Source organism: Desulfolutivibrio sulfodismutans DSM 3696 (assembly GCF_013376455.1).
Classification (GTDB): Bacteria; Desulfobacterota; Desulfovibrionia; order Desulfovibrionales; family Desulfovibrionaceae; genus Desulfolutivibrio; species Desulfolutivibrio sulfodismutans.
Genome location: NZ_CP045504.1, coordinates 1,264,013 through 1,282,847 on the forward strand (window position 1 = coordinate 1,264,013; position 18,835 = coordinate 1,282,847).

Here is an 18,835-nt window from a genome sequence, read left to right on the forward strand (position 1 = left end):
GCCTTGATATTTGGTAAGTCAACTCACACATCTTACTTCATTCGGTCCCTCCGGCCATACATCCCGCATCAATCGAGCGTCTGCCGGTAGCGTTTGACCCCGATCCCCAGGGACACCACCAGGAAAAGGGCGATGGGCCACAGGTGGGGGGCGATGTCGGCAAGGCCATTGCCCTTGAGCACCACCCCGCGCACGATGCGCAGAAAATGCGTCAGCGGCAACACGCTGCCGATGTACCGGGCCCACTCGGGCATGCCCTGGAAGGGGAACATGAACCCCGAGAGCAAAATCGACGGCAGAAAGAAAAAAAACGACATCTGCACGGCCTGGAGCTGGTTCTGGGCCACGGTGGAGAAGGTGATGCCCACCCCCAGGTTGGCGGCGATGAAGAGAAACGACACTGCGAAAAGGAGCGGCAGGCTGCCCAGAAACGGCACCTGGAAGAGGTATTTTGCCGCCACCACGATGAGTCCCATCTGGAGATAGCCCACCAGGATGTACGGCACGAGCTTGCCCAGAAGCACCTCCAGCGGCCGCACCGGGGTGATGAGCAGGTTCTCCATGGTCCCCCGCTCCCGCTCCCGGGTGATGGCCAAGGAGGTAATGATGACCAGGGTCATGGTCAGAACCACGCCCATGAGTCCGGGCACGATGTTGAACTGGGTGATGGCCTCGGGGTTGTAGCGGGGATGGAAGCGCAGTTCCACCGGACCGTCCCTCGCCTGAAGCATGGCCAGGGGGCCGGTCAGATCCCTGTTTATGGTTCCCCGGACGATCTGTTGCATGGAGGCTGCGGCGTTGCTGGTGGCCGAGGGGTCCGTGGCGTCGGCCTCGAGCAGCAGCACGGGGCGCTTCCCGCGCACCAGGTCGCGGCCGAAGTCCGGGGGGATGGTGACCACGAACTGGACCTGCCCCAGCCGCAACAGCTCGTCGGCCCGGGCCTCGCCGTCGATCTCCTGCGTAAACTCGAAATACTGGCTGTTTTTCATGGCCGAAAGCACGGTGCGGGAAAAGATGCTGCGGTCGTTGTCCAAAACCGCCGTGGGCAGATGCTTGGGGTCGGAATTGATGGCGTATCCAAAAAGAATCAATTGCAAAAGCGGGATGCCGACCATCATGCCGAACGTCACCCGGTCGCGGCGCATCTGCACGAATTCCTTGGCCACCATGGCCGCGAAACGGCTGGCTGAAAAAAATCTCATCATCCCTGCTCCCCCTTTTCCTCCATCCTTCCCACGTCCCCTCGCCCTTCGCTTGCCCCTGCGGCGGGTCATCCCGCCGCAGGGGCAAGCGCGCCACAGTTTTTGAAGGGGGGCGCGGGGAAACTTTGTTCACAAAGTTTCCCCCCGTTCTCCGCTTACGACTTCGAGCCGCGCATGAGGCTGATGAACACCTCTTCCAGGCTCGACGCGATGCGCACGGCCGTGGCCCTGCCCGCCAAAAAGGGCGGCAAGTGCGCTTCCATGGCCGCCGCGTCCTTGCCGCTGACGTGCAGGGTGACGCCGAAGGCCACCACCTGCTCCACCCCGGGCAGGGCGCGCAGGCCGTCGATGAGGGCATACAGGTCGTGTCCGGAGATCTCCCAGGTGGTCAGGTTCTCCCTGGCCACGATCTCGGCGGCGGTCCCGGTGGTCAGGAGTTTTCCGTAGGCGATGTAGGCCAGGCGGTGGCAGCGTTCGGCCTCGTCCATGTAGTGGGTGGAAATAAGCGCGGTGATGCCCTGCCCGGCCAGCTTGTGGACCTCGTCCCAGAAATCTCGCCGGGCCGTGGGGTCGACCCCGGCCGTGGGCTCGTCCAGGAGCAGAAGCCTCGGGGAGTGGATCATGCAGGCGGCCAGGGCCAGACGCTGTTTCCAGCCGCCGGAGAGATTTCCGGCCAACGTGGCCGCAAAGCCAGCCAGATTCATGCGCTCCATGGTGTCGTTTACGGCCTGGCGGCGGTCGGCCACGCCATACATGCGGGCCATGAATTCCAGGTTCTCGCGAACGCTCAAGTCTCCGTACAGGCTGAAGCGCTGGGCCATGTAGCCCACATGGGGCTTGATCAGCTCGGACTCGGTGAGCACGTCGTGGCCCAGGCAGGTTCCCTGTCCGCCGTCGGGGCGCAAAAGGCCGCACAGCATGCGGATGGTGGTGGTCTTGCCCGAGCCGTTGGGGCCGAGGAAGCCGTAAATCTCGCCCTCCCGGACGGAAAGCGACACCTTGTCCACCACGGTCTTTTTGCCGAAGACCTTGGTCAGCTCATGGACATCGATGACCGGAACGGCGGAGGTCATGGCTGTGGCTTCCCCTGGGGCGCGCCAGCCAGGCGGACGTCCACGGGCTGTCCCGGGTGCATGGTCCGGGCCACCTCAGGTGCGAAACGGGCCTCCACCAGAAAGACCAGCTTTTCCCGGAATCCCTGGCTGAAAATGACGGGTGGGGCGTATTCGGCCTGGGTGGAGACGTAGTCCACCACGGCCCCGGCCGGTTCGGGGAGGCCGTCCCGGGCCACCAGGATGCGTTGGCCGGGCCGGATGGAGGCCACCTGGGCCTCGGGGACGAAAAACCGCACTTTGACGTTTTCCGGAGGCAGAAGGACCGCAACGGGGCTTGATGCCGCCACCCATTCGCCCACGTAGTGCAGGATGTCGAAGACCAGCCCCGAGACCGGCGCAGCCTGGATCTTCTGGTCCAGGCTCCACTGCGCCTGGGCCACCTCGGCCTTGGCCGCGTCAACCGCCGCCCGTGCGGCCATGACCTGGTCGATGCGCTGGGGCAGTCTTCCCGTGGCCAGCTTGGCCTCGAGTTCATTCACCCAGGCCTGGCTGGTTTCGTGCTCGGTGCGGGCCTTGTCCAGTTCCTCCTTGGAGACGGAGCCGGAGGCATAGAGGGTCTCCCGCCGGGAGTGTTCTAGCGCGGCCAGGGACAGGGCCGAGCGGGCGCGCCGCAGGGAGGCCGTGAGCTGGTCGATCTCCTCGGGCCGAAGGCCCTTTTCCTTGTCGCGCAGGGTGTTCTCGGCCTGGGCCAGATCGGCCTTGGCCATGTCCAGGGCCTTTTGCTCGTAGTCGTGCTCCAGGACGAAAAGGGGCTCATCCGCAACGATCCGGCCGCCCTTGACGGCGGGCAGGGCGTCGAGCCGTCCGGCCAGCTTGGAGGCCACGTAGACGAACTCCCCCTCCACATATCCGGGCAGGACATCCGAGGGGGCCTGGCTGCATCCGGCCAGGGCGCAAAGCGCCACGGCCAGGGCCGCAACCCCACACCGGACAACATATCCTGGTCTCATGGCCGGGCCTCCTGTTCAGCCTCACCCTGCGGAACGGCCAGTCCCCGCTGAAACAGCCCGACCAGGAACTCCGCCATCTCGCCCAGGGGCGCAGTGGGGTCGATCCCGATTTTCCTGCCCAGCCCCATGTTGGCCACCCTCGCCCGTATGGGCCCGGACAACGCGAACAGGGACAGGCTCCCCACCATGCACATATGCACGAAAAACGGATTTTCCGGCAAGCGCTGGCCGCCCTCGACGCCACGGCGAACGGCCTGGGCCGTGCAGAGGAACACCCGCTCCACCTGATGCATGACCTTCTCGGAAACGTTCAGCCCGCCCCGGGCCACCTCAATGAGCATGATCCGGGCCTGGGCCGGGCCATCCTCGAAGGCCTGGGCCAGGGCGCGCACCAGGATGTCCAGGCTCTGCGCGGGGCTCTCGGCGGCGGCCATGGCCGCCTCCAGGCGGTCGGCCATCTGGGAAAAAAGCTCCACCATCACCTCTTCAAACAGCCGAGCCTTGTTGCCCACATGGTAGTAGAGCCCGGCCTTGTTCACCCCGGCGGCCTTGGCGATGCGCTCCACTCTCGCCCCGGCGAATCCTTCCCGGGAAAAACTCTCTGCGGCGGCGTCCAGGATGCGTCGCCTGACGGCCAGTTTTTCATCCATGTCGTTTCCTCCCGATGTAACCGTTTGGTTAAACCACATGGTTCAAGCAGTCAACACCCTGTTTCACCGCAAGCGACATCCCCAAAAAGGCCCGGAAACACGGGACCGGCATGCCGCTGTCACAGAGTCGCCACGATATTCAGGCAGGAAGCGGATTGCCAACACGCATCGCCGGTTTTTTACCGCATGCAGGGAGAACGACTCATGCCCCGACGCATGACGGGAACGATCCTCGCCCACTTTGCCGCCCTGGCCGCTTTTGCCGCAGGCGCCCTGACGCTGACGGCCCTGGCCCCCGTCACCCCGGCGGCCGCCCTCGAAACAGGAAAACATGCCGCCGCCCTGGGGGCCGTCGAAGCCGCCCTGGTCGCCCTGCCCGCGCCATTTCAGGCGACGAACTGGGAATACCTGGCCGCCACCTTCGCCGCCGTCTCGGCCCTGACCCTGGCCGTCGTCCCCAAAAGCCGCCGCGGGGCCGAGGCCGACCCTGCCATCGCCATGGTTCTCCGGCCCGCCCGCCGCCTGCGCCACGAGATGCAGGCCATACTCACGGCCATGCGCAGCATGGTGGTGGAGGTGGATCTCGACGGGCGACTGTTGCGGGTTGTCCGGACGGCCTACCCTGCCGAAGGGTTCGACCCGGCCCGGCTGGCCGGGAAAAACATCGCCCGGCTGCTTGATGAAAAAGACCTGGCCGCCGTTTGGCGGGCTCTCGCCTGCGCGGGAAAGGAACGCGGGGTGCAGCATGTGGATTTCTCGACGGACTTTGGCCGGGTGCGCCGCCATTTTTCCGCCACCCTGACCCCCCTGGCGGGCCGTTCCGTCCTGGCCGTGGTGCGCGACGTGACCCCCATGAAAAACAGCGAGGAACGCTACCGGGAGATCGTGGAGCTCACCAACTGCATCATTTTGCGCCTGGACCGGTCGGGCCGCATCACCTTCGCCAACGAATTCGCCCAGCGCTTTTTCGGATTCTCCCGGGAGGAACTGGTCGGTAAAAGCGCCCTGGAGACCATCCTCCCCCCCGTGGATTCCGCAGGGCGCGACCTGGCGGGCTTTTTCCACGCCGTCTGCGCCCGACCCGAGCGCTATCCCGAAAGCGAAAACGAAAACCTGCGCAAAAACGGGGAACGGGTCTTCGTGTCCTGGGCCAACCGGCCCATCCTGGAAAACGGCGTGGTCACGGGGGTTCTGTGCGTGGGCGGCGACATCACCCGCCAGCGCCGGGCCATGGACGAACTGGTCCGCCGGGAACGCTTTCACGGCTCCATCATTGAAAAATCCACGGACATCATCACCATCGTGGACGCCCAGGGCCGCATCCTCCACGAGAGCCCCTCGGCCGCCAAGCGCCTGGGGCTGGGCATCGAGGAGACCGCCGGGACGCTTTTCGAAAAACACATGCATCCCGACGACCGCACCATGTTCGGGGGCATCCTGAGGGCCGTCGCGGCCAATCCCGGCGACAGCCCCTCCTTCGAATTCCGGCGCTTCCGGCGCGACGGCTCCCTCCTCTCCCTGGAGGCCACGGCCACCAACTGCCTCAGTGACGACGCCGTGTCCGGGATCATCCTCAACTGCCGGGACGTGACCGACCGCAAGGCCTTCGAAGAACAACTCAAACGCCACGTCTTCCTGGACGCCCTGACCGGTCTGCCCAACCGGGCGCTTTTCCTGGACCGCCTGACCCATGCCATCGAGCGCATCAAACGCAAGCAGGGCTATCAGTTCGCCGTGCTCTTCGTGGACGTGGACCGCTTCAAGGTCATAAACGATTCCCTCGGCCACTCCGTGGGCGACCGGCTCCTGACCAGGATCGGGCGCAGGATCGCGGAATGCCTGCGCCGGGTGGACACGGTGGCCCGCTTCGGCGGAGACGAATTCATCCTGTTGCTCGACGAGATCGACGACGACCGGCAGGCCATCCGGGTGGCGGAGCGCATCCGGGAATCCCTGGCCCGGCCCTTCGCCATGGATGAGGCCGAGGTGTTCGCCTCGGCCAGCATCGGCATCGTCTACAGCACCCCGGATTACACCGACCCGGACCAGATCGTGCGCGACGCGGACACGGCCATGTTCAAGGCCAAGGCCCGGGGCAAGGGCGGCTACCGGGTCTTCCATTCCCGGATGCACAAGCAGGCCGTCAGCCTCCTGGCCCTGGAGACGGATCTGCGCAAGGCCGTGGAACGTCACGAATTCGAGGTCCACTACCAACCCATCCTGTCCCTTGCCCCGTCCCTGATCGTGGGCGTCGAGGCCCTGGTCCGCTGGCGGCACCCCACCCGGGGGCTGATCGCGCCCATGGAATTCGTGCCCATGGCCGAGGAAACCGGACTCATCGTGGACATCGGCGGCTTCGTCCTGGCCGAGGCCTGCCGCCGGGTGGCCGCCTTCAACGCCCAGGCCGGGCCAAAGGAGACACTTTTCGTCTCCGTAAACCTCTCCGTGCGACAGTTCGACCACGAGGGCCTGGTGGACGACATCCGCCGGGTGCTGGCCGACACCGGCATGGCCCCGGAACTGCTCAAGCTGGAGGTCACGGAAAGCGCCATCGCCGCCAATCCCGGCCAGGCCGCCCTGCTTCTGGAGAGTCTGCGCGAACTCGGGGTGGGTCTGTCCATGGACGACTTCGGCACGGGCTATTCGTCCTTAAGCCATCTGCACGCCTTCCCCTTCGATACGCTCAAGATCGACCGGTCTTTCATCAGCGGGCTGGGGCAAATCGGGGACAAAAACGGCAAGATCGTCCATTCCATTCTGGCCCTGGCCAAAAACCTGGACATGTCGGTCATTGCCGAAGGCATCGAAACGGATGTCCAATGGGAACGGCTGGTGGACATGGACTGCCGCCTGGGCCAGGGCTACCGCTTCGCCCGGCCCGGGCCCTTCGAGTCCGTGGTGGATGGCGCCGCGGCCCGTTCGTCCTCGCCCGACACCCCTGACCCGGACACGCATTCAAGGACGCTTCCTTAAGGAGGTGACGCCATGAATCATCCTGAAATCGCCTCGTCGCTCATGTTCAAAGGAATGCTCGAAAAAAACAGAACCCTGGAGAAAAACGCCCTGGTCGGCAAGGTCCGGCGGTTTCTTCCGGACGAGGTGTGGGGCGTGATCCGCGAGGAGGCCGAAAGCGAAGGCCTCGGCATCCTGACCCTGGGCATGCCTGAAGCGGCCTTCCTGCAGGGGGCCAGCGGCCCCAGCCAGGGCCTTTTCGTCATGGAATGCCTGGTGGAGGCCGCCAGAAACGCCCTGCGGCACGAAGTTCCGGATTGCCGTCCCGTGGCGCTTTTCACCGCCGGGCCAGCCGAGGCGGTCATGATCCTGGCCCATCCGCCGGGCCGCGAGGCCACCCTGGCCAAGGCCTATCCGGACATCCGGCGTGAGACCCTGTCCGCCGCCGCACGGCACGCCTTCGGCCCCGACGAGCCTTCCCTGCCCCTGGCCGTGGGGTACAGCGCCATCGACATCGCCCACCCGGACGACCGGGAGCGCATGGACCGGGCCTCCCTGGGGGCCTATCTGCGGGCCGTGCGCCTGGGGCGGGAAAACACGGCGGAGATGCTCGACACCCGGGCCAGACTGCACGAACTCTTTCTGACCATCATGCGCGACAAGTTGCTGCAGCCGGCCTATCAGCCCGTCGTGGACTTCGCCCCGGGCACGGTCCTGGGCTATGAGGCCTTTTTGCGCGGCCCGAAGGACACGCCGTTTCACGATCCCCTGGCCCTTTTGTCCTTTGCCGAGAGCATCGGCCAGGTCTTCGCCCTGGAACAGCTCTTTTTCCAGACGGCCGTGGCCGGGCTTGGCCCCATGGAGCCCGGGCAACTGCTTTTCATCAACATCCATCCGGCCTCCTTCACCGATCCCCAGTTCACCCCGGCGGGCATCCCGGGCTACCTGGGCGACCACGGCCTAACCCCCGGCAACCTGGTATTCGAATTCACCGAGCGCCAGACCGCAGGCGATCTGGACATCCTCCAGCAAAAACTCGAACTGTACCGAGACTCGGGCATCCGGGTGGCCATGGACGACATCGGGGCGGGCAACATGACCCTGCGGGCCCTGTGCCGCATCCGCCCGGACTTCATCAAGGCCGACGTGTCGGTCATCGGCGGCATCCAGTCCAACCCCTTCAACCGGGTCATGATGGAGACCCTGGTGTGCCTTGGGGAAAAGATCAAAGGCCGGGTGATCGCCGTAGGCATCGAGTCCGAAACAGAACTGACCTCCCTGGCCTCCATGGGGGTCCAGGCCGGGCAGGGCTACTACTTCTCCCGGCCCGAATTCCCCAAACCCCTGGTGACCCCGCGCATCCCCGCCCTGGCCTCCTTTTCCGATGTGGGCCGGGGCGAGCTCAAGTGCTCGACCCCGGTGAAAAACCTCATCCAGGAGACCCTGGTGGTGGGCCCGGCGACCACCATCCGGGAGGTGAAAAAGCTCCTGGAGGATCGCCCGCCCATGGCCAACGTGGTCATTGTGGACGGCAAAAGGCCGCTGGGAATCCTCATGAACTACAACCTGGACCGGCATCTGAGCACCCAGTTCGGGCTGTCGCTGTATTCGGATCGCAAGGTGGTCAAGCTCATGGACCGCGACCCCCTGGTGGTCGAGGGCGACCGGCCCCTGGAAGAGGTGGCCAGCCTGGCCATGCGCCGGGAAAACCGCAAGATCTATGACGATATCCTGGTCACGGAGGGCGGGGCCTTCTTTGGTACGGTCTCGGTGCAGACCATGCTGGACAGCATGGCCCGGGTGCAGGTGGAACTGGCCAAAGGCTCCAATCCGCTCACGGGTCTGGCCGGAAACGTGGCCATCGAGGCCGAGATCAACCGCCGGTCCCGGGAGGGGATTCCGTCGAGCCTCATCTACGTGGATCTGGACAATTTCAAGGTCTACAACGACGTCTACGGCTTCAAAAGCGGCGACAAGGCCATCCTGCTGGCGGCCGAGGTGCTGCGCGAGTCCGTCAGCCACCATGGGGAGCCCGACGACTTCATCGGGCATGTGGGCGGCGACGATTTCATCATCATGTGCGGCCAGAAACAGGCCGAGGACATCTGCCACCTCATTTGCCAGCATTTCGCCGCCTCCGCCCCGGAGCTGTACACCGCCGAGGACCGGGCCAGGGGATTCATCGTGGGCCGGGGCCGCGACGGCCGGGAGGGGGAGTTTCCCCTCATGTCCCTGTCCCTGGGCTATCTGGACTGCGCCTTCGCCCACCCCTTCACCATGGAGGAGCTCAGCGGGCGGGTGGCCGAGGTGAAAAAATACGCCAAATCCCGGCCCGGGAACTCCTACGTCAAAGACCGCCGCGCGCCGCTGGGGTCCGTGCCATCGCGCTGACGCCGCCGGGAGTACGACCCGGAAAGGTGATTTTTTTCACGATCCCTGCTTGATCCACCTCGCCATGCGGTGTAACAACCCGCAAAAAGGGTGTTTTCATCGGCCTTGGCCCGAGGTCTCACGCTTACGGAGGAGGGATTCATGAAACGCATGGCGGTGGCGATTTTCGCCCTCGGGGCGATCTTCTGTTCCAGTTCGGCCCTGGCGGCGGGCCACGATGTGGATTGCAAGGACTGTCACAGCGTGCATGCGTCCAAGGGCGCCTTCATCTTCAGCGTGGCCCCCCTGGCCGAACAGTCCACGGCGTTTGGCGGCAAGCTCGATCCGGCCCAGGTGGACGCCCTGTGTCTGGGGTGCCACAACGACAAAAGCGGCATCACGCCCATCATGCTCAAAAACTCCCACCCCACGGGCGTAACCCCCAAAAAGCTCAAGGTGCCCGAGGCCATGCTGCGCAAGGGGCTTCTGACCTGTGTGGGCTGCCACGATCCCCATCCGTCAAACCAGAACTACAAGTACCTCACCATAAACACCAATAACGGCAAGGACATGGGCGTTTTTTGCGCCTCCTGCCATCCGGGCCAGTCCGATCCGGCCACCCTGGGCAAGGCGGCCAAGGCCCCGGCCAAGGCCGAAGCTGGCGCCGCCACGACGCCGACGACCCCGCCCGCCCCGGCAAGCACCACCCCGGGCAAGCCCGGCGCTCCCATCAAGGCCAACTAAGGTCCGTCTCGGCGACGCCCCCCCCCAGAGGCACGTCCAGGCTGTCGGCAAAGCCCCGGTTTCGACAAACCGGGGCTTTGCGGCGTCGACAACGGCCAAGCCGCCGGGCGGAGAGACGCCAGACTCCTCGCCTCGGACGCAGGGGATCGCCTATTCCCCGATCTGGCGTTTGGTGATAGAGGCCCTCCTCGCCTCGGGCGCGGGGGGTCGCCGCAACCCATGTCTTCTTTTCGAGCCTCCCGTCCAGGGCGACAGCCCAACGCCCACCCCGTGGGCCGTTTCTTTTCGGCATCCGGCTTGCATATTTCCGGACACGAACGTAGCGGCGATGCCGGGAAAGGCCCACCTTTTCCGGATATCCCCCCCAGACATGCTTTGCCTGGACGCAAAACAATGCTAGTCAGGGACGGCCTTTCACAACAACCGTATGAAAGTCTAAGAAAGTCGCCCGGGATCGACACCGTACCATGACGCAACCCTCCGCCGTCGGCGTCCTCGCCCCTAAAAACCCCCTGGCCCGCCTCGGCGCCGCCACCATTCGCGGCATTTCCGAGCTCGGGGGCCTAGCCCTCTTCACCGTTTTCGGGTTGCGCCACATTTTCTCCCTGCCCCTGCAAATCAAAAAAATTGTTCAGCAGGTCTATTTCATCGGCGTCAAATCCATTTTCGTCATCGCGCTCATCGGGCTGTTCACGGGCATGGTCCTAGGCCTGCAGGGTTATTACACCCTGGTCAAGTTCGGCTCCGAGGGTCTTTTGGGGGCCGCCGTGGCCCTGTCCATCATCCGCGAACTCGGGCCGGTTCTGACGGCCATCATGATCACCGGCCGGGCCGGATCGTCCATGGCCGCCGAAATCGGCATCATGCGCATCTCCGAGCAGATCGACGCCTTAACGACCATGGATATCGATCCCATGCGCTATCTCATCGCCCCGCGTCTGGCTGCGGCGATCATCTCCTTTCCCCTGCTCACGGCCATTTTCGACGTCATCGGCATCCTGGGCGGCTACCTGACCGGCGTGATCATGCTGGGCATCAACCCCGGGGTCTATTTCCAGCGCATCGACGCCTCGGTGGTTCTGGCCGACGTCAGCGGCGGGTTCGTCAAATCCCTGGTTTTTGCGCTCCTGGTGGCTGCCGTATGCTGCTACCAGGGCTATTTCGCCCATATGCGGCCTGGCGGCTTCGGCGCCAAGGGCGTCAGCCTGGCCACCACCTCGGCGGTCGTCGTGTCCTGCGTCTCCATCCTGGCGGCGGACTACGCCCTGACCACATTTTTGCTCTAAACCCCGGGACCGCCGACGCGGTCCTTGCAAGCCGGGCGGGATGACCGTACAATCCGTGCGACATGAAAAAATACACCATTGAGACGGCCGTCGGCATCTTCGTCCTGGCGGGTCTTTTGTGCGTCACCTATCTGACCGTCAAACTGGGGAAAATGGAAATTTTCGGTGGTGACGACTACCATGTGTACGCCCGCTTCAACGACGTAACGGGGTTGGGAACCGGGGCCTTCGTAGAAATGGCCGGGGTTCGCGTGGGGAAGGTGGCCTCCATCGGCCTCGCCCCTGACGACAATATCGCCGTGGTGGAGCTTCGCATCCAAAAAGACGTTCGTCTGACGGACGACGCCATTGTGTCCATCAAGACCAGCGGGCTCATCGGCGACAAATACGTCAAAATTTCTCCAGGCGGTTCTGGTGTGTTCGTCCAACCCGGAGGCATGCTGGTGGAAACGGAGTCGTCCGTGGATCTCACGGACCTGATTGGCAAATACGTCTTTGGAGGCGTCAAATAACACGCGGCGACGGCAAAAGCCTCCCCGTGAAACCATTCCGAGGTCGACCTGCATGATGTGTGATTTCAAACGGCTCTCCTTTCTCTTCGCGATCCTGGTCCTGCTCCCGGCCACGGCCTGGGCCGAGACCCCCAAGGAGACCTTGCAACGCTCCGTGGACCAAGTCATCCTGCTTTTGCAGGATCCCGCCTACAAGGACACGGCCACCAAACCCGTGATGCGCGAAAAGCTCATCAAGACGGTCCAGGGCATTTTCGACGCCAAGGAGCTTTCCCGCCGGGCCCTGGCCACCAATTGGGATAAATTTTCAGCGAACCAGCAGGAGCGTTTTTCCGAGGCGTTTTTGACCCTTTTACAAAACACCTACCTTGACCGCATCGAGAGCTACACCGATGAGAAGGTCAACTATCTCGGGGAAAAAATGCTCGCAGCCGACCGCGCGGAGATCCCCACCATCGTCAACAGCAAGGGGCGCGACATTCCCATCACCTACCGCATGCTCAACGCCAACGGGTGGCGGGTCTATGACGTGGTGATCGAAGGGGTGAGTCTGGTGCAGAACTACCGAAACCAGTTTTCCCAGATCCTGATGAAAGAGTCGCCTGACAAACTCATAGATATGCTTGGAAAAAAATCATAAATCTTAAACGTCTTGGATGCGGCCCAGCACCGTACGCCAGACACACACGCCACAGGAATACCATGAACCGCTCCCCCTTCCTCCGGATATTGCTTGTGTGCGCACTGTTCTCCGCCCTTGCCCTGGCGACGGGATGCAACGGAAAAAAGAGCCAGGCGGCCAGAGACTTCGCCCCTCCGGCGGAATCAAGCGCCCAGGCCGAACAGGCCGCCGCTCCCGCGACGGACGCTCCGGATGAAGATGCGGAGGATCTGGCCTCCACACCCGTCAACGACCCCTTGTTGGGCTGGAACCGCTTCTGGTTCACCTTCAACGACTATTTCTATACCGGCATCCGTCCCGTGGTGCAGGGATACCGGTATGTGGTGCCTGAGTTCGCCCGTACGGGAATGAAAAACGTCTACGACAACTTCACCTTTCCCATACGCTTCCTCAATGCCCTGCTCCAGCTCAACATGACCAAGGCCGCCCGCGAGTTCGGACGGTTCATGATCAACTCCACCTTCGGCGTGGGCGGCTTCTTCGACCTAGCCAAGTCCGACCCCAACCTCCAGCCCGGCGACGAGGATTTCGGACAGACCCTGGGCTACTACGGCATGGGCGAAGGCTTCTACATCGTGTGGCCCTTCCTGGGGCCCTCCAGCGCCCGGGACTCCGTGGGACTGGTGGGCGACGTCGCGGCCAACCCCCTGACCTGGATCTTCGGCCTTTGGGATTACAAGGGACAGGATCAGACCTGGTATCTGAGCTATGTCATAAGCGCCGGCAACCGTTTCAACCGTCTGCCGGAGTATCTCGACGACTACGATTCCATGAAGAAGTCCGCTCTGGAGCCCTACGTCTCCATGCGTGATTTCTACATCCAGTACCGTCGAGGACGCATCGCCCAGTAATCTCGGCGGGGCTCTCACCCCGTTCGCGGTCACCGTACATGCCCAACACGTCCACCGGCCCTTTCACGCCGCCTCCCGGCTGCGTACCGGGGCGTCCACCCAGCCGGGTGGACGCCCCGGCCGTTTCCCGCCTGACCACCGATGCCCTGAAGGGCGTTGCCATACTGGGCGTGCTCCTGTCCCACTACGTCTATCACGAGATAGGCAACCAGCCCATGCTGGTGTCCGCCCTCAACGGTTACCTGGGGCTGTTTTTCGTCATCAGCGGCCTGGGCATCGAGGCCAGCCTTGAGCGGCGTCTGGCCCAGGGCGTGACGTTCCCGGCCGTAGGCCGCTTCTACCTTGAACGGGCCCTGCGCATTTATCCCGCCTATTATCTGGGTCTGTGGACCATGGTGGCCATCTCCGGCAAACCTTACGGTCTGGCCGCCTATACGGGGTACATTTCCCCCTACTGGTTCATTACCAGCATCCTGCACTGCTACGCGGCCGCCCCGCTCTTCCACTCCATGCTCGGCCGCCTCGGGCCAGGGCGTTTCACCGCCCTGGTCACCCTGGCCGCCCTCGGCCTCAATCTGGTCTATCAGGTGTGGCTGCCGCCCTTAGACGAACCCTGGCTGTCGCTTGTCGTCTACAAGAACATTCTCCTGGGCCATCTGCTCTTTTTCGCCTGGGGCATGGCCATGTACCGGACCAGAAAAACGGCTGTCGACGCTCCCCAAAACACCCTCTCCAGTGCTTCCGGACTGAGGGGCTGGGTTGCGTTCGTCCTGTGCCTGCCCTTTGCCGGGTTGCTCGCCTCAACGACGCTGTCCCCGCTTGTCAAGGCGGTCAGCGCCGTACTCTATTATCTCATGCTGCTGGCCACGGCCCGGGCGGCCTTCGAAGGCCGCCTGCCCCTGCCGACAAAACGTCTTCTGTGCGCCATCGGCCGGGCCACGCTGCTCATCTATCTCTTCGAACCCTATTACTATTTTTTCGTCGGGGCCCGCATCCTGACCCCCGGAGCCCTGTCCACCCCCTTCCTCTATGCCCTGACCCTGAGCGTCTTCATCCTGCTGTGCATCGTGGCGCAGCCCGCCTTCGATCTCCTGGCCCGGCTGCCCTTCCGTCTGCGGCCCCGGTCCTGAACGCCGCCAGCCCCCTGCCTCCCTGAAGGCAAGCCCACCCGGCGTCTTGGCGGTCGGCCACACCTTGCCTCGGATTCACCCGGCAAGGGCGGAAGGGCGAGTCCGGAACCTGGCACGGCGAAGGGCCGGGCGCAAAAAAGCCCCCCATCCGCATGACGGACGGGGGGCTTCGGATTCAGTCCAGGCTGTGGGCCTCGGGAGACTACTTGTTCAGGCGCACTTCCTGGGGAAACAGGGGCAGGTAGCGGTAGGCCAGGCTCATGATGATGCCGCCGTAGGCCAGGATCATGCATGTGGTGGCCCACTCCGCCCAATTGGGGGCGTAGGTCATCCAGGAATCAAAGGGCATGACCGGGAAGGCGATGGTCTGCACCGTGAACACGTAGCGGTTGATGATAATGCCCAGGCAGTTGAGGATGCAGGCCCAGTACATGAACGCCGGGCGACGGCGCAGGGCGGGCACCAGCAAAAAGATCACCGGGACCAGGATGCACACCACCAGTTCCAGGAACATGAGCCACTTGCCGTAGATCATGCCATAGAACATCTGGTCGAAGGTCAGCCCGGCCTTGGGCAGAAGGTTGGTGATCCAGGCCCAGGTGTCCAGATACTTCATGACCATGTAGATCAGGAGCATGGTGCCGCCGATCTTGGCCATGAGCGATTTGACACGGTAGGTGGTCAACTGGCGTCCGGTCATCTTCTCCATGAGGGCGCACACCAAAACCGTCATGCACGGTCCCGAGGCGATGGCCGAGAGCACGAAGAGGAAGAACGTCCAGGGCCAGATGAAAAAGCCCTCGCGGAAGGCATAGGGGCGGGCGAAGAGCACGCCGTACATGCCGCCCAGCGATCCCTGGTGGAAGGTGGACAGGAAGGCGCCCAGGCCCGCGAAAAGGGGCATGACCACATGGAAGTTGTGGGCGATGTGGTGCAGAAGCGGGATCTTGTTGAGCTGCTTCTGCTCAAATATCAGCGGCACCACCTCGATGATGAGCACGGTCAGGTAGCAGGTGATGCAGAAGATCACTTCGGTGAGCATGGAATGGACATTGGGATGCCAGTAGCCGAACCATGCCCGCACCGGCTGGCCGATGTCCATGGTCAGGATGAGCATGGCCCCGGAATAACAGATAAACCCGATAATGACGGCCAGATTGATGATGTCTTTGAGCTCGTCGATCCGGATGATGTAGCGCAAAAGGCCGGTGAAAAAGGCCCCGGCGCCCAGGGCGATCACCGCCAGGTCAAAGGTGATCCACAGCCCGAACCCGAAATAGTTGTCCATTCCGGTGACGCCGATGCCGAAGATGAAGATGAACAGGGCGGCCACGACGCCGAAGGCCAGAACAGCCGCCAGGATCGTAAGCCAGCCCAGGAATTTCCCCAAGCCGCACCGGCTGACCCCTTCGGGATACCAGTTTTTTTCCGCTTCAATGAAGGACATCGTATCCCCCTCCTACGCCTTTTCGTTTGGGAGGTAATTATCGCCTTGACGCCGCACCCAGTCGCGCTTGGTCATGTAGTAGACCTGCGGATCGGTGCCAAGCCGCTCGAGAAGCCGAAAGGCATACTTGCTTCTGGAGAGTTCGTACACCTTGTGCTTGGGATTTTTCAGGTCGCCAAACGCCATGGCGCCGGTGGGGCACACCTCGACGCAGGCAGGCTTGTATGCGCCGTCCGGAAGGTTGTTCGGATCCTTTCCGGCGATACGGGCGGCATCCTTGGCCTGATTCCAGCGGTGGTGACAGAAGTGGCACTTCTCCACCACGCCGCGCGGCCGGGTCGAGGTGAACGGGGTGATGGTTTTCTCCATGCCCTCGGGCCAAACCGGATCAAACCACCCAAAGTAACGGGAGTGGTAGGGGCAGGCGGCCATGCAGTACCGGCAGCCGATACACCTGGGGTAGATCTGGCTGACGATGCCGCCGTCTTCGTTTTTGTCCGTGGCCACAACGGGGCACACGGGCACGCACGAGGGGTTTCCGCACTGCATGCAGGGCCGGGGCAGAAACGCCACCTCGGCCTGGGGAAACTCCTTGCCGTTTTTGAGTTCGTAGACATTCATCCAGGTCAGCGTCCGAAGCTTGTTGGACGCGTCCTGCTCGGGGGCGATATTGTTCTCGGTCTGGCATGCGACCATGCACGCGCCACAGCCCGTGCATTTGTCGATGTCGATGACCAGACCCCACTTGGTCGCGAATTCCTGATGCGCTGCGCTCATGTCGGCTTCCCTTTGGCTTGGTTTTAGGCGATTTTCACTTCGGAGCCAGCCCAAACGGTCATGCCCGTGCCATCTTCGGCGGAGGCGGCCATGATCTTCAGGAAGTTATCGCCCTTGCCCTTGGAGAACGCGTCGAAGGCGGTATGTCCGAAGCCCATGGGCACGGCCACAACGCCAGTCATGACGTTTTCGGAGATATGCGCCTTGGCCGGGCAGGAGGCTCCCGCGCCGGAGAGGGTCACGCTCGATCCCTGGGACAGGCCGTACTTTTTGGCTGTGGCGGCGTTGAGCCGCACAATCGAGGCCCCATCCTTCAAATCCGTGTCGGGAATGGCGGTCAGGCATTGGGCCGGGAGTCCGGTGGCCGCCGTCCCGGTGCGTTGCTGGGCCATGCCGGCCAGGGACAACTCCGCCTGGGTCGGCTTCAGGGCCGCCAGCACCTTGGAGGCAAACGAAAGGCCCGTCTGGGCCACCTGGCCGACCTTGACCCAGGCCAGTCCGGCTTCGAGGCTTTTCCACAACCCGGCAGGGTCGAAAGCCGGTTTGTCTTTTCCCGCCAGAACCTCCCAGGGCATGGTCTCTTTGGCCACAAAGCCGTCGGATTTGGCCAGAACCGCAGCCTTTTCCTTGAGGGCCTTCTCCAGGGAGTCGTGCCCCAGGGCCAGGTTCATCTTCTTGGCCGTATCCAGGATGAAATCGGCCGTGGTCTTGGTGTCGAAGATGGGAGCCACCAGGGGCTTGACCAGGGTCATGCTGCAAAACGCCGACCCGTAGGGGGTGGCCACATCGTCGAAGCGCTCCAGGGTGAGGGAATTGGGCAGAATCAGATCGCACATGGCCGCTGTTTCGTCCATGAACGAGGCGAAGCTCACCTTGAAGGGGATTTTTTCCAGGGCAGCGGCCATGGCCCCGGACTGCGGGAGGCCGTAGGCCGGGTTGGCGGCATAGACGAAAAGCACCTCGGGAGCGGCCGCCTTGCCCTCGCCGACGCCTTTCAGGTAGCCGGGAAGATCGCGGGCCAAAATCTCCGAAGGCGTTTCCGCGCCGGGGAACACCGCAGGAAGTTCGGGCAGGGCCATGACCCCGCCGGGCTTGTTCATACGGCCAAGCAGCATGTTCAGGCTCATGCCCGCGATGAAGGCCCCAGGCCCCATGCCCTGTCCCATTTCGGAACCGGGGATGACCAGGGGGGCCTTGGCGGCGGCCAGGTTCTTGGCGATACCGGCCAACACCTCGGGCCCGACGCCGATCAGTTTGGAAACCTTGTCCGGGGAATAGTTGGCCTCGACAAGTTTCTTGAAGTCGGCCATGTCGGCCGCATCGGTGGTCGCTCCCGCCTTGAGCAGATGCCAGGCGATGCCCAGGGCCAGCGTGCCCAGATGGGCGGAGGCCACGGGAATCCAGGCATCGCTGACCGACCCGGTGTGGTTGCGCACCGGCCCGGCGTAGGCGTACTTGGCGGTCTGGTCCTTGCCCAGCGGATGCGAGGCGCAAAAGGCCTTGCGGTTGCGCACCGAAACGCCCGAGCCCTCGAAGATGTCCGAGCCCAGGATCAGAACGCAGTCGGCGTTGTCGATGTCAAAGCCCACCCGGCCCTGGCCGCCCATGAGTTTGAATCCGGCGGCGGCGGGCCCGGCCTCGCCGGGCATGGCGTACATGGCGGCGGAACCGACCTTGGCCAGGAAGGCGGAAAGCGCCTCGCCGACCGTGCCGCCCACGTCGCCGCTGATGCAGGCCACCTTGTTTCCGGCGGCCTTGCACTTGGCCATAAGCTCCGTCTGGGCCTGCTCCCAGGTGATGGGCTCGAATTTCCCGCCGGATTTGCGCATGGGTGTGCGCACCCGGGCGGGGCTGTAGAGCATGTACACCTCGGAGGCCCCGATGGGCGACACGCTGCCCTGGCTGAGCGGATGCTCGGGATTGCCGGAAGCCGTGATGGGTTTGCCCCCGGCCAGGGTCACCTTGAGGCCGGTCCCCGAGGGACACAGCTTGCTGGCGGTCGTGGCGAAGGTTACCTCGCCCCGCGGCACCCGGGGAATCCAGGGCCAGTTCTGGGTCCAAATGGCGGCGTCATCCGCCAGTTTCCAGGGAATGGGGGTGAACAGCGTACCGACGGCGCCACCCGCCACGAGTCCGATGAAAGCTCTGCGATCAAGTCCCACTTTTC

The 18,835-nt window shown here is 63.7% G+C and carries 15 protein-coding genes; 8 read left to right on the forward strand and 7 right to left on the reverse strand.

All coding sequences use genetic code 11. From position 1 onward, the window contains the following. Positions 1–68: 68 nt before the first annotated feature. The 4 genes from GD606_RS06020 to GD606_RS06035 form a co-directional block, all read right to left on the reverse strand. Entirely contained in the window at positions 69–1,205 is a 1,137-nt protein-coding gene (locus tag GD606_RS06020; RefSeq protein ID WP_163302215.1) for an ABC transporter permease, read from the reverse strand. A gap of 152 nt (positions 1,206–1,357) precedes the next feature. Then, positions 1,358–2,275, reverse strand: coding sequence for an ABC transporter ATP-binding protein (locus GD606_RS06025; RefSeq protein ID WP_163302214.1), 918 nt, complete (start codon positions 2,273–2,275; stop codon positions 1,358–1,360). After that, complete coding sequence (locus tag GD606_RS06030) at positions 2,272–3,267, reverse strand: HlyD family secretion protein (protein ID WP_163302213.1); 996 nt, start codon at positions 3,265–3,267, stop codon at positions 2,272–2,274. The genes GD606_RS06025 and GD606_RS06030 overlap by 4 nt, the downstream gene beginning before the upstream one ends. Further along, a complete protein-coding gene (locus GD606_RS06035; protein WP_163302212.1) occupies positions 3,264–3,917 on the reverse strand; it encodes a TetR/AcrR family transcriptional regulator in 654 nt (217 codons plus the stop codon). Before GD606_RS06035 ends, GD606_RS06030 begins: the two co-directional genes overlap by 4 nt. A gap of 204 nt (positions 3,918–4,121) precedes the next feature. On the opposite strand from GD606_RS06035, the gene GD606_RS06040 reads away from it, so the two are divergent. The 8 genes from GD606_RS06040 to GD606_RS06075 all read left to right on the forward strand — a co-directional run bounded on the left by GD606_RS06040 (position 4,122) and on the right by GD606_RS06075 (position 14,444). Beyond that, positions 4,122–6,890 carry a sensor domain-containing protein gene (locus GD606_RS06040; protein ID WP_163302211.1) on the forward strand — a complete coding sequence of 923 codons (2,769 nt, stop codon included), beginning with the start codon at positions 4,122–4,124 and terminating at the stop codon, positions 6,888–6,890. A 12-nt stretch (positions 6,891–6,902) separates the two neighbouring features. Beyond that, the gene (locus tag GD606_RS06045; protein ID WP_176629233.1) at positions 6,903–9,260 is read left to right on the forward strand and encodes a GGDEF domain-containing protein; all 2,358 of its coding nucleotides are present in this window, start codon (positions 6,903–6,905) and stop codon (positions 9,258–9,260) included. Between the two features lie 141 nt (positions 9,261–9,401). Then, complete coding sequence (locus GD606_RS06050) at positions 9,402–9,983, forward strand: cytochrome c3 family protein (protein ID WP_163303128.1); 582 nt, start codon at positions 9,402–9,404, stop codon at positions 9,981–9,983. 467 nt (positions 9,984–10,450) lie between these two features. Then, positions 10,451–11,269 (forward strand): MlaE family ABC transporter permease, encoded by an 819-nt coding sequence (locus GD606_RS06055; RefSeq protein WP_163303127.1) that lies wholly within the window; start codon positions 10,451–10,453, stop codon positions 11,267–11,269. A 62-nt stretch (positions 11,270–11,331) separates the two neighbouring features. After that, positions 11,332–11,781 carry an outer membrane lipid asymmetry maintenance protein MlaD gene (gene mlaD, locus GD606_RS06060; RefSeq protein WP_163303126.1) on the forward strand — a complete coding sequence of 150 codons (450 nt, stop codon included), beginning with the start codon at positions 11,332–11,334 and terminating at the stop codon, positions 11,779–11,781. Positions 11,782–11,833: 52 nt separating this feature from the next. Beyond that, positions 11,834–12,421 (forward strand): Tgt2/MlaC family protein, encoded by a 588-nt coding sequence (locus tag GD606_RS06065; protein ID WP_246298996.1) that lies wholly within the window; start codon positions 11,834–11,836, stop codon positions 12,419–12,421. A 62-nt stretch (positions 12,422–12,483) separates the two neighbouring features. Then, positions 12,484–13,314: an MlaA family lipoprotein gene (locus GD606_RS06070; protein ID WP_163303125.1), complete on the forward strand. Its 831-nt coding sequence runs from the start codon at positions 12,484–12,486 to the stop codon at positions 13,312–13,314. 38 nt (positions 13,315–13,352) lie between these two features. Further along, the gene (locus GD606_RS06075) at positions 13,353–14,444 is read left to right on the forward strand and encodes an acyltransferase family protein (protein ID WP_163303124.1); all 1,092 of its coding nucleotides are present in this window, start codon (positions 13,353–13,355) and stop codon (positions 14,442–14,444) included. Positions 14,445–14,646: 202 nt separating this feature from the next. On the opposite strand, the gene qrcD is transcribed toward GD606_RS06075, so the two are convergent. Genes qrcD through qrcB form a run of 3 tightly spaced genes read right to left on the reverse strand, consistent with a single transcriptional unit; the run spans position 14,647 to position 18,830 of the window. Next, positions 14,647–15,891 (reverse strand): menaquinone reductase integral membrane subunit QrcD, encoded by a 1,245-nt coding sequence (qrcD, locus tag GD606_RS06080; protein WP_163303123.1) that lies wholly within the window; start codon positions 15,889–15,891, stop codon positions 14,647–14,649. A gap of 12 nt (positions 15,892–15,903) precedes the next feature. Beyond that, positions 15,904–16,668, reverse strand: a complete 765-nt coding sequence (gene qrcC, locus GD606_RS06085) for a menaquinone reductase iron-sulfur cluster-binding subunit QrcC (protein ID WP_163303122.1) — start codon at positions 16,666–16,668, stop codon at positions 15,904–15,906. A 23-nt stretch (positions 16,669–16,691) separates the two neighbouring features. Further along, positions 16,692–18,830 carry a menaquinone reductase molybdopterin-binding-like subunit QrcB gene (gene qrcB / locus GD606_RS06090; protein WP_163303121.1) on the reverse strand — a complete coding sequence of 713 codons (2,139 nt, stop codon included), beginning with the start codon at positions 18,828–18,830 and terminating at the stop codon, positions 16,692–16,694. Between the last annotated feature and the right edge of the window lie 5 nt (positions 18,831–18,835).

Excerpts from the sequence above, each read along its gene's own strand:
- GD606_RS06065 (WP_246298996.1), top strand. The coding sequence starts at position 11,834 with ATGATGTGTGATTTCAAACGGCTCTCCTTTCTCTTCGCGATCCTGGTC.
- GD606_RS06075 (WP_163303124.1), top strand. The coding sequence starts at position 13,353 with ATGCCCAACACGTCCACCGGCCCTTTCACGCCGCCTCCCGGCTGCGTA.
- GD606_RS06030 (WP_163302213.1), bottom strand. The coding sequence starts at position 3,267 with ATGAGACCAGGATATGTTGTCCGGTGTGGGGTTGCGGCCCTGGCCGTG.
- GD606_RS06040 (WP_163302211.1), top strand. The coding sequence starts at position 4,122 with ATGCCCCGACGCATGACGGGAACGATCCTCGCCCACTTTGCCGCCCTG.
- GD606_RS06050 (WP_163303128.1), top strand. The coding sequence starts at position 9,402 with ATGAAACGCATGGCGGTGGCGATTTTCGCCCTCGGGGCGATCTTCTGT.
- GD606_RS06025 (WP_163302214.1), bottom strand. The coding sequence starts at position 2,275 with ATGACCTCCGCCGTTCCGGTCATCGATGTCCATGAGCTGACCAAGGTC.
- GD606_RS06070 (WP_163303125.1), top strand. The coding sequence starts at position 12,484 with ATGAACCGCTCCCCCTTCCTCCGGATATTGCTTGTGTGCGCACTGTTC.
- GD606_RS06035 (WP_163302212.1), bottom strand. The coding sequence starts at position 3,917 with ATGGATGAAAAACTGGCCGTCAGGCGACGCATCCTGGACGCCGCCGCA.
- GD606_RS06020 (WP_163302215.1), bottom strand. The coding sequence starts at position 1,205 with ATGATGAGATTTTTTTCAGCCAGCCGTTTCGCGGCCATGGTGGCCAAG.
- mlaD (WP_163303126.1), top strand. The coding sequence starts at position 11,332 with ATGAAAAAATACACCATTGAGACGGCCGTCGGCATCTTCGTCCTGGCG.
- GD606_RS06045 (WP_176629233.1), top strand. The coding sequence starts at position 6,903 with ATGAATCATCCTGAAATCGCCTCGTCGCTCATGTTCAAAGGAATGCTC.
- GD606_RS06055 (WP_163303127.1), top strand. The coding sequence starts at position 10,451 with ATGACGCAACCCTCCGCCGTCGGCGTCCTCGCCCCTAAAAACCCCCTG.
- qrcD (WP_163303123.1), bottom strand. The coding sequence starts at position 15,891 with ATGTCCTTCATTGAAGCGGAAAAAAACTGGTATCCCGAAGGGGTCAGC.
- qrcC (WP_163303122.1), bottom strand. The coding sequence starts at position 16,668 with ATGAGCGCAGCGCATCAGGAATTCGCGACCAAGTGGGGTCTGGTCATC.